General features: G+C 58.8%; 15 protein-coding genes and 1 pseudogene. 14 read left to right on the top strand and 2 right to left on the bottom strand.

Annotated elements, in window-relative coordinates; translation table 11 throughout:
- Positions 1 to 94 precede the first annotated feature (94 nt).
- The 14 genes and pseudogenes from ACA075_RS09390 to ACA075_RS09455 all read left to right on the top strand — a co-directional run bounded on the left by ACA075_RS09390 (position 95) and on the right by ACA075_RS09455 (position 9780).
- Positions 95 to 1036, top strand: a complete 942-nt coding sequence (locus tag ACA075_RS09390) for a sigma 54-interacting transcriptional regulator (protein ID WP_497299218.1) — start codon at positions 95 to 97, stop codon at positions 1034 to 1036.
- A 70-nt stretch (positions 1037 to 1106) separates the two neighbouring features.
- Positions 1107 to 1382 (top strand): annotated as a pseudogene (locus ACA075_RS09395) (type III secretion system major pilin HrpA); the annotation flags it as partial.
- Between the two features lie 66 nt (positions 1383 to 1448).
- Positions 1449 to 2369, top strand: a complete 921-nt coding sequence (locus tag ACA075_RS09400) for a DNA-binding protein (protein WP_497298220.1) — start codon at positions 1449 to 1451, stop codon at positions 2367 to 2369.
- Between the two features lie 32 nt (positions 2370 to 2401).
- Positions 2402 to 2758, top strand: a complete 357-nt coding sequence (sctI, locus tag ACA075_RS09405) for a type III secretion system inner rod subunit SctI (RefSeq protein WP_497298221.1) — start codon at positions 2402 to 2404, stop codon at positions 2756 to 2758.
- Positions 2759 to 2767: 9 nt separating this feature from the next.
- Positions 2768 to 3562, top strand: a complete 795-nt coding sequence (gene sctJ, locus ACA075_RS09410) for a type III secretion system inner membrane ring lipoprotein SctJ (RefSeq protein ID WP_497298222.1) — start codon at positions 2768 to 2770, stop codon at positions 3560 to 3562.
- A complete protein-coding gene (locus tag ACA075_RS09415; RefSeq protein ID WP_497298223.1) occupies positions 3559 to 4203 on the top strand; it encodes a hypothetical protein in 645 nt (214 codons plus the stop codon). The genes sctJ and ACA075_RS09415 overlap by 4 nt, the downstream gene beginning before the upstream one ends.
- Entirely contained in the window at positions 4154 to 4756 is a 603-nt protein-coding gene (gene sctL, locus ACA075_RS09420) for a type III secretion system stator protein SctL (RefSeq protein ID WP_497298224.1), read from the top strand. The genes ACA075_RS09415 and sctL overlap by 50 nt, the downstream gene beginning before the upstream one ends.
- 65 nt (positions 4757 to 4821) lie before the next feature.
- On the top strand, positions 4822 to 5043 hold the full coding sequence (locus ACA075_RS09425; protein ID WP_427632282.1) for a serine kinase: 222 nt from the start codon (positions 4822 to 4824) through the stop codon (positions 5041 to 5043).
- A complete protein-coding gene (locus ACA075_RS09430) occupies positions 5030 to 5437 on the top strand; it encodes a type III secretion system chaperone (protein WP_497298225.1) in 408 nt (135 codons plus the stop codon). Before ACA075_RS09425 ends, ACA075_RS09430 begins: the two co-directional genes overlap by 14 nt.
- Complete coding sequence (gene sctC, locus ACA075_RS09435) at positions 5430 to 7442, top strand: type III secretion system outer membrane ring subunit SctC (RefSeq protein WP_497298226.1); 2013 nt, start codon at positions 5430 to 5432, stop codon at positions 7440 to 7442. The genes ACA075_RS09430 and sctC overlap by 8 nt, the downstream gene beginning before the upstream one ends.
- Before the next feature lie 302 nt (positions 7443 to 7744).
- Positions 7745 to 8095, top strand: coding sequence for a negative regulator of hrp expression HrpV (locus ACA075_RS09440; protein ID WP_497298227.1), 351 nt, complete (start codon positions 7745 to 7747; stop codon positions 8093 to 8095).
- A 99-nt stretch (positions 8096 to 8194) separates the two neighbouring features.
- Positions 8195 to 8593, top strand: coding sequence for a type III secretion system chaperone (locus tag ACA075_RS09445; protein WP_497298228.1), 399 nt, complete (start codon positions 8195 to 8197; stop codon positions 8591 to 8593).
- A 147-nt stretch (positions 8594 to 8740) separates the two neighbouring features.
- The gene (locus ACA075_RS09450; protein ID WP_497298229.1) at positions 8741 to 9454 is read left to right on the top strand and encodes a hypothetical protein; all 714 of its coding nucleotides are present in this window, start codon (positions 8741 to 8743) and stop codon (positions 9452 to 9454) included.
- Positions 9451 to 9780 (top strand): HrpW-specific chaperone, encoded by a 330-nt coding sequence (locus tag ACA075_RS09455; protein WP_497298230.1) that lies wholly within the window; start codon positions 9451 to 9453, stop codon positions 9778 to 9780. The genes ACA075_RS09450 and ACA075_RS09455 overlap by 4 nt, the downstream gene beginning before the upstream one ends.
- A gap of 58 nt (positions 9781 to 9838) precedes the next feature.
- On the opposite strand, the gene ACA075_RS09460 is transcribed toward ACA075_RS09455, so the two are convergent.
- Both ACA075_RS09460 and ACA075_RS09465 read right to left on the bottom strand, forming a co-directional pair.
- Positions 9839 to 10459, bottom strand: a complete 621-nt coding sequence (locus ACA075_RS09460) for an aspartyl/asparaginyl beta-hydroxylase domain-containing protein (protein ID WP_497298231.1) — start codon at positions 10457 to 10459, stop codon at positions 9839 to 9841.
- Positions 10460 to 10525: 66 nt separating this feature from the next.
- On the bottom strand, positions 10526 to 15481 hold the full coding sequence (locus tag ACA075_RS09465; RefSeq protein ID WP_497298232.1) for an AvrE-family type 3 secretion system effector: 4956 nt from the start codon (positions 15479 to 15481) through the stop codon (positions 10526 to 10528).
- Positions 15482 to 15498 lie beyond the last annotated feature (17 nt).

Raw genomic sequence — 15498 nt, forward strand, 5'->3', positions numbered from 1 at the left:
GCTGCTCCGTGTTTTTGCACTGGCGGACCGGTGCGTGACGCAGGGTTCGGTATTCCTCGATCCAAGTGACGGCAATTATAATCGGGGGGGGGAAATGACTGGGGAGCTGCCGCACGATCTCGCGCCAACACTCGAACATGAAGTCCTCGACATCATAGGTGCGTTGCAACATTTCATACGCAAGGCTGCGCCACTCAAGGTTGACATGGTATTGCAGGGGGAAACCGGAACCGGCAAAGACACGCTCGCCAGATGCATCCATAAGCTATCCCGGCGTGAGGGGCCATTGATCGCGTTGAATTGCGCAGCAATTCCCGAACAATTGGCCGAAAGTGAATTGTTCGGAGTGATCGCCGGCGCCTATACCGGCGCTTCAAAATCCCGGGCCGGTTACATCGAAGCGTCCAATCACGGCACCCTGTATCTCGACGAGATCGACAGCATGCCGTTGTTGCTCCAGGCCAAACTCCTAAGGGTGCTGGAGATGCGCGGCATTGAGCGACTGGGTTCGACACGTTTTGTGCCCCTGGATCTGCGAGTGATCGTCGCCACCCAGACACCGCTGGAAAAACTGGTGGAAGAGGGCAAGTTTCGCCGAGATCTCTTCTTTCGGCTGAACGTCATCAAGGTGCTGCTACCGACCTTGCGTTCGGAGTTGCACCACATCCAGCCGCTGTTCCAGCGCTTCGTGCATGAAGCCGCCAAACGCCACCACCAACCCATCCCGGATCCCGACCCCCACCTGCTTAAACAACTGCTCTGCCATCGGTGGTCGGGAAATATTCGAGAGTTGAAATGCGCCGCCGAACGCTTTGTATTGGGCATGCCACCGATCCAGACGGAGAATGACGAGCCTGACTTCGAGGGCGCCGAGAATCTTAAAAGCTATTTACGGCTGTTTGAAAAAGCCCTGATACAGGATTGCCTGACCCGTCACCCCAAATGCATCGACGCGGTGGTCAACGAGCTGGGAATCCCACGCCGAACCCTCTACCACCGAATAAAAACCCTGAGCATCGACTGCTCCGAGCTCTAGCTAAGAGCATCGGTGTGCCCCCATGAAATGTAATCAAGCTATTTGCCGTTAACCATGGAACTGCTTTGGAAAACAGGCCACTCAATCTTCGAGCATCAATCCGGTGTTCAAACCATTATCGATGATCAGGAGAATAACTATGGCCGGTGCCGCATCCCTTGGCGCTTCGATGGCAGCAATGACAAAGATGGACGCCACTGCCGCTGCAACTACCACGATGAACGCAGAAGCCCAGTCCAACAAGATGATGACCGATACCGTTAACGGTATTTCTTCCGCCTATCAAGACTCTGCAACTAAAGCGCAAAACGCTGCTCAGCAAAACGGCAAGGCGATCAACTACTAATAGGTCCCGCCCCCTCGACATTAGTCGAGGGGGCGAAGGCTTGCGCAGTCAATCAGGAGTGAGTCTATGAATGCTAATTCGATAAACATGCCCCAAGGCGCTACTTTTCAAGCCAGCCTGGGCACTGCTTCCAATATGTCGGATTTCAAAAGCAGTTCCGATGGTGCAGCGGGTCAGATTGCGTCTTTGTTAGGCGACGCCTTGTTCAAGAAATCCGGGAGTGGCTCCACGATCGGCGATGCGAAAAATCCATTGCTGGGCATGATTGCTGATTACATGGACAAGAGCCCTAGCGAGTTCGGAAAACCCGACGACGCCAATGGCAAAGTTCGTAACTGGCGTGATGAGCTCGGCGAGGACAACTACCTTGATGCCAATGAAACCAAGGCATTCACCAAGGGGTTGGAAGGACTGATCAAGGACATCCTTGGCGGCGGCACTCAAGACACCAAAGGCCTCGGCACCAATAACAACGGTGGCTGGGACCAGAAGCAGAAGGCTGGCGACGCTGGCGGCTCGGATGACATCCAGGCGCTGCTATCGGCGCTGTTGGGCAGCCTGGGCGAGGAGAAACTCGACAATTTGCTCAAGCCTACCGGCGACGCCGCGCGGGACGGGCGCGGGGAGATGGAATTTTCGAACGACGACAAAGATGTCCTCAAGGAAGTTTCGCGCTTCATGGACATGCACCCCGAGGAGTTTGGCAAGCCGGATGGCAAGTCCAAGGACTGGATGGGTGAGTTGTCCGAAGGCGATCAGTTCATGTCTCGCGGCGAAAGCGAACAGTTCCAGAAAGCGATCAACATGATCAAGGCCGAAGTCAAAGACAGCGCCCAAGGCAATTCACTGGGCGGCTTGTTTCCCGATGCCGAGCAGAACTTTGCCAATGGCGGCGCCGGCAACACGTTGAAGACCGATGCCAGCATTACCGCCGGCAATGTGCTGTCGGTGCTGACTCAACAGAGTGCAACCAGCTACCGCAGCTGACTGTGAAATTTTGTCCTGGCAGGAGAGCGTGAATGGCGATTTCAGGGGTAACAGCTAACCACTCGGGTCTATCTGGTTCCGAAGCGGTGCCGAGCGCAGCTCCTGCCCAGGCGGACATTGCCTGGTTCAATGTGCAGATGCAGCAGGGCGCGAGTCGCCCCGTGCATGAGGAATCGGCAAAATCGTCGATTGCTCAGGCATCGACCAGCTTGCTGAAAGATGGCGAGAAAGCGAATCGGGATTTGCAACGAGCCGCTCGGTCCATTGACCCGCAGCAGGCGCTACAGGCCAACCGATCGCTGTCGTCGTTCTATCTGGAAAGCCTGCTCAGCGCCAAGCTGGTGAGCAAGGCGACGCAGAGCGTGGAAAAACTCACAAGTCTTCAATAAGGCGTGACCATGCATCCCAAGGTATTCAGGCCGATCGAGATGGCCTTGATGATCTTGCTGTTGACGGGCTGCGGCGAGCGTATGGAGTTGCATCGTGGCTTGTCCGAACAGGACGCTAACGAAGTACTGGCTGAGCTGGCAAACAAGCATATCGATGTGCAAAAACGTTTGGACAAAAATGGCGTGGCAGTGCTGGTAGCGACGGGCGACTTGTCTCGAGCCGTTCGCATCCTCGAGGCTGTCGGTCTGCCTCGCCGTTCGCGTTCGAGCCTGGGTGATGTGTTCCGCAAGGAAGGTGTCATTTCCTCGCCGCTCGAAGAACGTGCCCGGTATCTTTACGCGCTGTCCCAGGAACTGGAGCAGACACTGTCGCAGATCGATGGCGTGGTGGTCGCGCGAGTACACGTAGTGCTGCCCGAGCGAATTGCACCGGGTGAACCGGTAATGCCGGCCTCCGCCGCCGTGTTCATCAAGCACCGGGCTGAGCTGGACCCCGATAGCGTATTGCCGCGCATCCGCCGCATGGTGGCCAGCAGTATTCCCGGCATGAATGGCGCCGATGACAAGAAGCTTGCCGTGATCTTCGTGCCTGCACAGGACTATCTGGAAACCGAGGAGCTCATCAACATTGGTCCCTTCAGCCTGACGCCTGAGCGTCTGCAATTCTGGCAGTGGATCGGGGGCCTGTGTGCTGTTGCGTTGTTGATGCTGCTCGGCGGGCTGGTCGCCATCAACCCGGCCTGGCGCAAACGCCTGACGGGTGCCACCGGCGAGACGAATCGTCCGCCGCCCGATCCCTCATGAGTTTGATCAACATCAGCGATGAGCAGGCGCTGGCGTGGGTGCAGTGGTGGGTGAGCGGAGCACGCGTCGCCGATTCGAGTTGGTGTTTGGGTGACGTGCTGGTGCGGCCTGAGCTTTGGGCATGGCTGCAACGCCACCCGAGTGCAGGACTCGATCGATACGTGGGCATCACGGCGACTTTACCGCCGACACCTCAAGCCAACTTGTTGCCGTTGCTGCGTTTGAACACAGCGCAGTGGTCGCGTGTCTTGAATCTGGTGGTGCAGGTGTGTGCGGGCAATGATCCGCTGCGAGAGACAGACCTCGACGCCGCTGACCTGATTTGGTGCCGCCGGCTGGGCAGGGCATTACAGCCGGGGCGCTGGTTGCCGGCGCAATGGCGTGACAGCGCTGCGCACGTGCAAGGTTTGCGCCTGTTGCGCGCCTGGGTGGGCGAGCCAGTCTGGCAGCGCCTGCGCCTGCATTTTGACCGTCGCCGGATCGAAGGTGCCGAGTGCGTTGCTTTCGACAATTTGCCCGCGTCGCGGCTGGAAGCCTTGTGGCAAGCGGTTGCGTGGTACGCCATTACTCTATTTGCAGAAGGACCGCCCCATGCTGACCCATCGCAGCCTGACCCTCAGTCGACTTCAGGTTCTGCCTGACGGCCTGGTGTTACGTCGCGAGATTCTCAGCGACAGTGTGCTCGCCGAGCAGTTGCTGGTGACCGCGCAGGCGCAGGCCGATGCGCTGCTGGAGAGTGCGCGCGTTGAAGCCGATCGTTTGCGTGAAGATGCGCAGAGTGAGGCCGTCGCGGAGGTCTGGCGCCAGGCCGATGCGCTTTTGGAGAACTGGCAGCTTCAACGCCGGCGGATGTGGGAAAACATCACCGCCACGGCGGAAGCGCTCGTGGGTACTGCGTTGCACCAGTTGCTGGCAGAGCAAACGGACGGAGCGCGCATCAGTGCCCTGGTGCAGCAACTCCTCGCCGCGCAGCCGGAAGATGACGCCGCCGTGCTTTATTGCCATCCAGATTGGTTCGAACCGGCCACCGAGAGGTTGCAGCAGGCCAGTGCGGCGTGGACCTTGCGTGCTGACCCGTTGTTGCCCCCGCAGATGCTTTGTCTGCGCACCGAACAAGGCGAGTTCAGCCTGAGCTGGAACGCGCTCACACAAGCCTTCTGGCCGGAAGGAACGGTCGATCACACGATTGATTGATGCCATGGAACCAACTCTCGCGAAGCGCCACTCAGTGAGTAGTTCTCGGACCTGGAGTAATTACGATGATTTCTGCCGACGCTCTGCGCCGCCGCCTCGACAACAACTTTGAGCAGGCACAAAAGGACTTGGGCACTGCCGCGACCAATATGGATGCGTTTTCCCCGGATGACTGGCACGCCTTCAACTCCGCCATTCGCCAATCCTCAACGGCCAGTTGGGCTGCCAACCAGGAGATCGTGGTCAAGCACAACCTGGCAAAGGCAATCATCAATGAAATCCGCTGAGCTGAAGTTGAGCTTATTGCACTGGCTTGACAGTGGCGACAGCGAGTTGAAGTTGTTGATCGATCAGGCATCGTTTCGGTTGCAGCGGCGTCCAGGCGGCGTGGTGTGCATTGCAGTGCTGAGTGTTGCATGGCGAGGAGACGATGCCGGACTGGAGGCGGCGTTGCACCTGTCCGGCCCCAGCCTCGGGCGTTTCAGCGCAGCCCTGGCGCTTGACCCGGTGGAGCGGAGGCTGTGCCTGATGCGTTACCTGACATTTGTCGATGTGGCAGTGATTCTCGCTGCCCTCGAAGAATTGGCCAATCAATGGGATGTCTGGGGAGTGATGCTTGAACGCAGCACTGCACCGTCTCGTCCGGTTCATCGCCCAACCTTGGGAAGCCCTTATGTTTAAGCAACTCTGCGGGTTTTCGCTGTTGGCGGTTTTGTCCTGGCCGGTAGAGGCCGTGGTGCCCGAAGACTGGCGCCAGTCGGCGTACGGCTATGAAGCCTCGCAAACCCCGCTGGAAACCGTCCTCAAAGACTTCGCCGATGCCTATGGCGTCGGTCTGAGCATGCGAGGCGTCAGCGGCGTGGTGGACGCCAAGCTTCGCGCGCCCAACGCCGAGGCGTTTCTTGACCGCCTGGCGCTGGAGCATCAGTTCCAGTGGTTCCTCTACAACGGCAAGCTGTACGTGAGTCCGCAATCGGCGCAAGTGTCCCAGCGTCTGGAAGTGTCAGCCGACGCCGCCCCGGATCTGAAGCAGGCATTGACCGATATAGGCCTGCTGGACAAACGTTTCGGCTGGGGCGAGCTACCTGATGAAGGCGTGGTACTGGTCAGCGGGCCGGCGCGTTATGTGGAGTTTATCCGCAGCTTCAGCAAGGAAAAGGTCAAGCCCGATGAAAAGCAGCAGGTGATGATGTTTCCACTGCGCTATGCCGCCGTGTCCAACCGGCATATCACCTACCGCGAACAGCAAATCACTGTCCCCGGCGTGGCCGGCATTCTTGAAGGCCTGTTGGACAGCCAGCGGTCGCCCATACCGTCGGCTCAAAATCCCAGAGCCAATGTCGAGGCGTTGCAAGGGATGGCCGATATGGCCCGGGGCAAAATCATGAATCTGGCTGCCGGGGCCGCCAACGGTCAGTCCGGCAGCAAACCCGTCACCGGAGGCGGTGGCAAGCGCCGTGTGGCGGCGGATGTGCGCAATAACGCCGTGTTGATTTACGACGATCCGGAAAAACGCGCGCAGTACCAGCAGTTGATTGAGCAATTGGACCTGCCCAGTAACCTAGTGGAAATCGACGCCATCATTCTCGATATCGACCGCAGTCAGTTACAGAGCCTCGGTTCTCGCTGGTCGGCTCGAGCCGGTGGCGTGGACTTTGGCAGCTCGTTGCTTGGCAGCGGCTCGTCGACGTTGTTCATTCGCGACTTTGATCGCTTTTATGCCGATATCCAGGCGCTGGAGGGGCAGGGCGTCGCCTCGGTAATCGCCCGTCCTTCGGTGTTGACCCTGGAAAACCAGCCCGCGGTGATCGACTTCAGTCGCACCCAATACATCACTGCCACTGGTGAGCGTGTCGCCGACATCATGCCCATCACGGCGGGCACCAGCCTGCAGGTGATTCCCCGCACGATTCCTGGGGAACAGCACAACCGTTTTCAGTTGATTGTCGACATCGAAGACGGACAGCTGGAACAACAAGCCGACCAGCAAACCCCGACGGTAAAGCGCGGCACGGTCAGCACGCAGGCGGTGGTCAGTGAGAACCGCTCGCTGGTCATCGGCGGCTTCCATGTCGATGAGCGCGGCGACCATAAGGACCAAGTGCCATTCCTGGGAAAACTGCCGCTGATCGGGTCGTTGTTTTCATCGACGCGACGCGAAGTGTCCCGGCGCGAGCGCTTGTTTATTCTGACCCCTCGGCTGATCGGTGATCAGGTCGACCCGTCACGCTACGTCGCCAGCGAAAATCGTGCTCAGCTGGACAGCGCACTGGCATCGGGCAGACAACCGGGGCAAGCAGCGGATTTACGCGCGCAAATCGGTACGACGTTTGCTGACTTGGTCCGGGGGCGGATTTCCAGCAACATCAAACCGGCATCTTCCGGCGTCGCGCTGCGCGATGTGTGCAGAGTGAGCGCTTCGTTTGCACTGGATCGAGAGCGAGTGCAGTGGTTCAGCGCGGAGCGATTTACGGTGGCGGTGGGTGTGATCAAAAACATCAGCGACAAACCGCAATACCTTTCGCCAACGATGTGCGCGGGGCCGCAAACACTGGCGGTTACTGCTGCCCCCCAATTTCAGATCCAGCCGGGTGAATCGACAGAGATTTTCGTCGCCACGCGGCCCGTGGCAGTGCCTTCGACCCCCGGTGCCCCGGCACGGATGTCGATGTTGCCCGAACGCTGAGGGTGGGTACAGCAAGACACAGTAACGCGACGCCCCGGTGACGGGGCGCGTGGTCCATAAACGTTGCTCCGCGACAGAGTAGGGTGTTCAAAAAACAAACAAGGAAGGTGAAGCTATGAAGTTTTCCCATGCCGCAGTCCTGGTGATCAGTCTGCTTTGTTTGAATGGTTGTGCTGTTGCGCCGGACAGTTCCTGTACGGCGCAAAACTGTCCGCCCTACGAGGCCGACATCCCAGGGTTGAGCGTGTGGTGGTCTCCGGTACTGCGTGACGGAGGTGGCGAATACAGTACGGTATCTCTCAATGACTGAATCTACCCTGCAAATGAGTGATCAGCAGCGCTTCCTTAACCAGGTGAGTGAAAAACGCGCGAGCAAATGGCAATGGGCGCCGGGTATCGAGTTTGTCTGCCGCGAGGAAAGTCTTGGCTGGGCATTGATGCTCAATATCGAGCGTCAGGCGCAGCGTCCTGACCTGTTTTCGGAAACGCTTAAACGACGTTTTGAAAACGCCGAATCGTACGAGGGCTACTACATCTGTCTCGATAGCCGGCGAACGTTTGTGGTCTGGCACGAGCTGGACCACACCTGCCAAAGCGCTCAGCTCCAATCGTTGGTTTCTCAACTGTTGTCGCTGGCCGGGTTGAAGTCCTGACGCCAGAAAAATTGTTCAGGGCGGAACTCTCCTCCCTGTTCTCTCCACTCAGGCTGCAAGCCGGCATCAGCTTGGCGACTTCAACCTGAGGAGCATTACATGGCGAACTCCCGACCGGACATCCAGCGCTTCATTGCCCATTTGGGCGCGCAACTGGGTGTTCCTTTAAACCTTCAAGATGGCGTGTGCGCGTTGAATGACAGTGCGCAGCAGCAGGCGGTTGTCATCGAGGTCCCGGACCACAGCGACGGTGTCATCTTGCATTGTCGACTGGGAGGTTTGCGCCCTGGGCCGAATAACATGCAACGCCTCCTGAGCATGAACTTTGATGTGGCCAACCTGCGTGGCTGCTGGCTGGCTCTGGACCAACAGGATGTGCGCCTGTGCACCCAACATGCGCTGGCGCAACTTGACGAGCAGAGGTTTTGCGACCTCGTCCAGGGTTTCATCGTACAGGCGCAAGCCACACGCACCGAACTCGCCCGAGTAATCAGCTGACGCTCGAAGGAACCACCTGGCCCCGTGGACCACTCAGTGACGGTGAACCTTTGGAATTTCCGGAGCGTGCTGCCGGATCATTAGCCAACAGGTATAGCGACGAGGGTGGTCGCTTTCGGACAACTTCAGAAGTGAGGTGCGAAGCAAATGGCAGACATGAGTGTACTTTCCGGTTCATCACAGAGTCTTGTAGGCCTCGCGGGCGGTGGCGCGGCGCCTGAGCAAGGTGCCAAAGGCGCCACGAGCGGCCAGTCGGGACTTCAGGAACTCGCCGGCATGCTGGCCGACATGTTGTTGGGGTCGTCCTCGGACAAGGCCGGCGGTGGTGGCGGTTCTGGCGGTGCTACCGGTGCCGACAAGAATTCCGGTGAAGACTTGCTGAAAAGCCTCAAGGGGGAAGACGACGCGTCCGGCGAGGACGAGAAATCCGCCGATGGTACGGGTGGCGGATCGGCCAAGGACGTTCTGACCCAGGTGCTGATGGCGCTGTTCGAGAAGATTCTCGGTGGCGACGGTTCCAAGGGTGCCGATGGCAATAAATCCGCCGAAAACGGCGGCGTTTCAGGGCTTGGCGGGGCGAAGGGCGCCTCAGGCACCGGGGGTGCTGACGGTGGCTCTGGCGTCGAAGAGCAGGCCAATTCCCTGTTGAAAAGCCTGGGCGAAGGTTCGCTGGATAAGTCCATCAGCCCTACCGACGATGGCGGCGGCCAGGTGTCTCAGGACGACAAGCTCAAGGAGTTGCTGGAGATGATCGGCCAGTTCATGGACAGCCACCCGGAAACGTTTGGCACACCTGCGGCCGGGGCCGGGGCTGGGGGCGGCGCTGAGGCTGGCGGTGAGGGCGGAGGACGGCTGAAATGAGTTCGGAACATGCTGACAATGGCTTTTCTGCGGACAGTTGGCGGAGTCTGGTCCAGGGCGATGGTTACCTCGATCCCGCCCAGTGCCAGGCGTTCAGACAAGCGATTGGCATGGTCAGCGACTCTTTGCACAGCACTTTGGGGAAACCACCGGAGCGCCTTCATGGACGCTTCGATCTGTCGGCCCACGTCGACAGCCTGGAGACCGATTTCCAGAGAAATGCCGGTACAGACCAGGTCAATGCAGCGGCGGCCGTGACCGCGTTCTGGATCGTGCGGATTCTCGCCGACCGCTTGCTCGAAGCCGCGGGCGACAAGACCCGCTAACCGTCTGCGATCACTGGAATCTTGAGGGCTCGTCGAATGATGAGCCCTTTTTTTGTCGCTACTGCACACCGGTGTCGAGGGCCAGGCGTGCCTGTTCAAACTCCAGGTAAAGAATCGTTCGAGGCGCATCGCTGGCATTGACCACAAAGTGATCCTGGGAACCGTCGAAGATCACGGCCGCGCCGCAATGGTGCTGATGAAATTCCCCCGCGACGTTGAGGTAGGCGTAGTTGCGGTCGGACGCGGCGCTCAGGGTCAAGTGCATTTGCAACAACCCCTCATCCAGCACCTCGGGGTGACGGTGGGTGCTCAGCCATGAATGCGCTTCCAGACGCGCCAGAGCCGCCACTTTCACCCCGCTCACGGCACTCAGCAGCGCCAGCGTCCTGGGCAGCGCGGCCAGGGCCGGGGCGATCGGCTGATCCCTGAACACCAGAGGGAATTGCACCCAGTCACGATTGCCGCCGGCATCCCCCCAACCCTTGAGCCAGCCATAGCGGCCGCCCTGATTCAGGTGCGCGATGACTTCGCCGTGAACTTGCTGGTGATCCTTGTCGGTACGGTCGATATCCAGCAGCGGGGCCTGCAAATCCAGCAGTTCTTGTTGCATCAGTTGCCAGTGAGCCGCCAGGTTGGCTAGGGCGGGGAAGGTGTCGAGGGCGTAAAACGCAGGGCGCATGAAAGTCTCCTTGAAAAACGCAAACCCCGCCCTTGTGGGGCGGGGCGGATGTGTTTCAACCCGGGATCAGCTCTTGAATTGCATGCCCTCGTTTTTCAATCCCGACGTGGTCGCCTTCTGGTTCGTTGTCGGTTTGCCAATTTCACCCGAGACGGTGCTTCCCTTTGGAATGTCTTGATTCCTGCCATAGCTGAAGTCGATTTTGCCGAGTGTCCTGCTTTCGCTCAATGAGGCGGCGCTGGAGTAGCTGAGCAATGGCAACGGCGAAGTGAAGCTCTCTTGCTTACCGACGTTGCGTGACACGGTAATGGATTTGATCCGCATGTTGTCGCGATTCGACACCAGCGAATCAATACCTTTTTGCGTCAGCGTGCCGTCGTGAATACCGGCATTTATACGGTCTTTGACATCATACTTGAGCTCCAGCTGGACCTTGGCTTCGGTCCCGGGGGTAGCCTGCATCCGTTCGATGGCAGCCTTGAGGTTGGGCGCTCTTAGCAGCAGGTCGGCTACATGTTCGGCATTGCTTTGCGAATGATACGGGCTGGCCAGGCTCATCAGTTTGGAGGCAACGCCTTGGTGGTCCAGACGAGACAAGTTGGTGTAGTTAGTAGCAAAGCCGGCGTCCGCGACCAAGCTGCGATTCTGCCCGGCAGTGGCTTGTTGAACGGAACTGTTTCTCAGCTCGCGCAATGCCGCGTACCGATCTTCGCTATCTGGCGCCTTGTTCGAGAAGTGACGCTCAAGGCCTTGCAGATGGGTGTTCAGCGCGTCCTTGGGGCTAGCACCGGCGTACTCCGGCTGGTTGCGGTCGGCCAAGCGGGCCAGTTCTCGTTGCGAGGTAGGGTCCTTGAACGCGGCACCCAGACTTTTACTCAGCTTGCTGAGGTTGTCGGCAGTCAGCGGTTCAGCTTGCTTGTAGGTGACATTGCCGACTTTGGTGGTCTTGTTGTCGACCTTGGCCGTCACGCCGCCGCCTAACGAAATACCAATCCCTTGCTGGGTGTGCTCTGACTTGTGACCACCCGCCAGCGTGGCTTTTAAAGATGCCGACGCCGAGGCTCTGGTGAACGCGCGAGGCCGGTTATGACTGTTTTCCAGCGTATCGCCTTTGTACGTGTGCTTTTCGGTTGCCTGGCTGTTGAAGTTCAACAGATTGACGGAAGCACCGGCGGCCAATCCGGCACGGGTGCTCGACGATGGATTGGCGCCTTTGCCCGTCAGGTCCATACCGCCGCGAACCTCCGCATTGGCGCCGGCATTGAGATCGACATTGACCAGGCGGCCTTGTTGGGTCGAGGAGTCCTGGACTTTTTTCATCAACTCCAATGGATTCGTTTTACCGTTGAAAAGGTCGTGGCAAAACTGGTCGATTTCTTCATTGGGCACCGTGAATGTCATCGCTTCCCGATGCGTGGCGCTGGCGGAGGCGGTGACGTCGGCGCCAAAACGCACCTGTGGCGTCAGGGTTCGCTGGCCAATGCCCAACCCATAATTTTCATGACCGACCATACCCGGCAAGAAGTCTTTGCTAGCCCCGACACCGCCAGTCGCAGATCCGATGCCATCGCGTTGCAACGTGACCGTCACGCCGTCCTCGCCACGTGAGGCCGAGAGTGAGTAATTGCGTGAGGCGCCAACGGAGGCACTGGGAAATGGACCGACCGCCTTACTGAGGATGCCAACGAACGGTGCGCTGAGGTTTCCACCATAGCCGCGTTGCATGGTGAGTGATTCGCCGGGCTCCAGGCGGTTGAGCTCGTTTTTGAAATTATCTTCCGTTTCGACCTTTGTCTTGCTACCGGTCGCCGCGCGAAAACTGGTGTAGGTGGCGCTGTTTTCGTTACTGAAACCCTTGGTGAAGGATTTGATCGCGTCATAGTGGGCTTCAAGCCCGACATGATTGGTTTCACCCGCGTCAGTGACCACTTTGATCGGGTTGTTGTCGTATTCCTTGGCCAGAAGCCGCTGATCTTTGAGCAGGTTATTTATGCCTTCCTGATCTCCCGGCTGGAGGCCCTTGGTTCTGTCCACCAGCGGGCGAAGTTTGTCCAGCGTAACGACGTCCAACGCCAATCGCGATTTGATCAGGGCCTGATCGTCGCCGCGGTCTCGGCGTTGTCCAAAAGGCACCTGTTCCTTCTGATGGGAGATCCTCATCCCGTTGTCGTGCATTTTCACGATTAAATGAGCGGTGGGGTTTGCAGCCGACGGTGCCACATGGTTAACGGCGTGCAGCGTATCCTGGAGCATGTCACTCCCGGTGCTTTTGGGATTGATTTTATCTGCGACATGATGGAGCTTCGATTGCATGTCCCTTCGGTGCGAAGGCGCCGACACTTCACCCTGTTTGTTCAGCACCCCCTCGTTCTGATGCAGCAGCCTCGACTTGCCATGTTGCTCGCCCAAATACTGAGTGGCGCGAAGGCTGCTGTCCTCCAGCTCGCCACGAAAGGTTTCCAGTTGGCTTTTCAGCTCTGCACCTTCAGGGTGCAGCCTGTCGAGTCGGCCAATAACCGACTGCATGTCCTCTCCCCAAGCCGCGGGAAGTTTTTTGGCTATGTCATCCAGTTTTTTAAGCACCTCTCCCTCTTGCTTGTACACCGGGTCCAGTCCATCGCGCCCCTGATGCCGATGCTGAATATTGTCAGCGGCATGCTGTACGGGCCTTGGGGTTTTTCCATGCGGATCGAAAATGTGAGCCTTGACAAATTCCCGGTTGGTCGACATGACATTGCCACCCGAGGCGCCGCGCCCCATCCACTCGGTGGTGACTCGCCCCGTCAGGCTGGTGCCGGGAATGCGTTTGGCATGCTCCGCATTGCCCAGGCGGTCGAACAGATCGGGCGCTTTTTTCTGGTCTGTCGGATCACTGGCAGGCAACTGTTTCCAGTGTCCGTCTTTAACGTTTATCAGGGGGTCTTCCGGTGGTCCGCCCTGGAGTTTCGCCGTCAGCGTGTTGTCATTGCCGGTACGGATACTTTCCAGTTGACGATTGTCGGGGGTCTGGGCTTTTGTCCAGGGCGCGTCGGGGCGGGCCTCGTCCTGATTGGCCCGCCAGTTGGTGGGGTGCATCATGTGCAAATCACCCGCGGCGGACTTTGCATACAACGTCCCGTCTGCACCTATGGCCAGATAGCCCACCTCGAAGTTGAGCTTGTTCACTTCGGTGGGTGCACCTTTTTTGTGGTGTGCGTTGAGCGTGCCCTTATCGTCGAGCGTCACGAATTCCTTGTCGTTGAGCACGGCGCAGGCCTTCACCACGCGGTTATCCAGCCCTGGAAGTTTTTCCCCTATCGAGACCTCGTTGGAGGAGGGCGCCTGCTTCAACGCGTGATTGCCATCCACCGCAAACTGAGCGTGCACGCGTTTGACGTCGAGCTTTTTCACCGTGCCTTCGTGCACCACGTAAGCCTTGCCGTTCAGCCCGCGCAGCAGCTGTGAGACATCCTTGATGCCGGTGTCTTTCCAGTCCTGGCTGTTGGCGTCCCAGCGCTTGACCTGGCCATCGGTGATGCCGATCTTGCCCAGGTGACCGAGGTCGACGGTATTAAACTGGCTAACGCTCGTATCGGCTGGCAGACCGCGGTTATTGACCACCACTGACACATCACTCAGGTTCCAGCCACCCCCCAGGCGCTGCGCCGGTTCATCGAGGGCATGACTATGAGTCTGACCGCTGCCATCACGGATCAACGCATGCACATTGCCGTTGTTGCCACTGAGAAAACCCGTCACCTGTTTGTCGCCACCCAGGGGCGCGCCGTCGGGTTGAAAGTGTTGCTCCGGCATCAACGGCAAGTTCGGAGAAGGGCTGTTCAAGTCTGCATAGGTCGCGCTGTACAGCCGACCTTCGGTGTCACTGACAAACAGCCGCTCATGACTGAAACCGATGCTTTTCGGTTCGGCGTGGCCACCGTTGAGTTCCAGGGTCTTGTTGACGGCGCTCGCAGGTTGCGGCTGGTTGAAGTCAAACAGTTGCAGGGTCTGGGAGTGGTCACCGCTCAAGGTCACGGCATGATTGGACGGGTTGACCGCGAAGGCTTTGAGTTGTGGGACGTTCACAGTCGGGGTGTCGTGGCTGGAGAGGTCGATCAGGTTGTCGCCGGATTGACCGAAGAGTTTGCCGTTGCCCTGTGCGGCGATCTGGGTGAACTTCAGATCATCGGACGCCATATGTTGCCAGGCATCACCCGGTCGTTCTGACGCGTAAAGCTCGTTTTGATGCAGGCGCAACGCAACGCCATCGCGTTCCTGATGGATGCCGGTTAGATGGCCTTCGTGGGCGCGTCCTATGGTTTCCAGCGCCGGTCGAGGCTGCCCGTTCGGCGCGAGGAGTTGCTGTCCATTGTGCGTAACGTTGACCGACGTGGCATCGGCCTGCTGCATCATCCCCACCTGCTGGCCACTCTGGTGCGCCGCGCCTTCAGCCTGGCTGCTCCTCAGCGAGATTAACGCGGCCGGCGTCTGCTTCACATGCAAGACATGCCCTTGTTGTTCGAGCAGCACATGATCCTGGCGGTTATTGGCACTGAATGTATGTTGATAAGTCTGCTCCGGCCGGCCCAAGGCGTCCTTCAGGACAGTGCCGACGACTTCCGGTTTGAATCCTTGAAAGTCTGCGGCTCCGCCGGCGCCCAACTGCACCCTGGCGGGCGTATCGTTAACGGCAACCTGACGCTGGATCTGGTCGGCCTGACCGTTCAATTGCGCACCTGGCGCACCTGGCTGGCGTGGCGCTGCCGACGCGGCATTTTGCGGGTTGACCGAGTTGCGGTTGCCATCGCCGAGTCCGGTCGGCGCTTGCATTCGTTGGCTCGGTTGGGCGTTGACCTGAACCAGATTGCGATCGCTGGATCTGCCGAATTTATTCTTGAAGAAGTTGATCAACGAATGAGAGCTGCGCTGCGTCGGCTGCGCGTCTGTTTGCTGTAGCCCCATCGGGTTGCTACTGCTGCCTTGCATGCCGTCGGTGGACAAGGCGGTCGGGGCGGATGTTTGAGTCGAATTTATTGTTTGCATGCGTTAGCTCCGAGTCA

The sequence above is a fragment of the Pseudomonas sp. LBUM1663 genome (genome assembly GCF_059695905.1).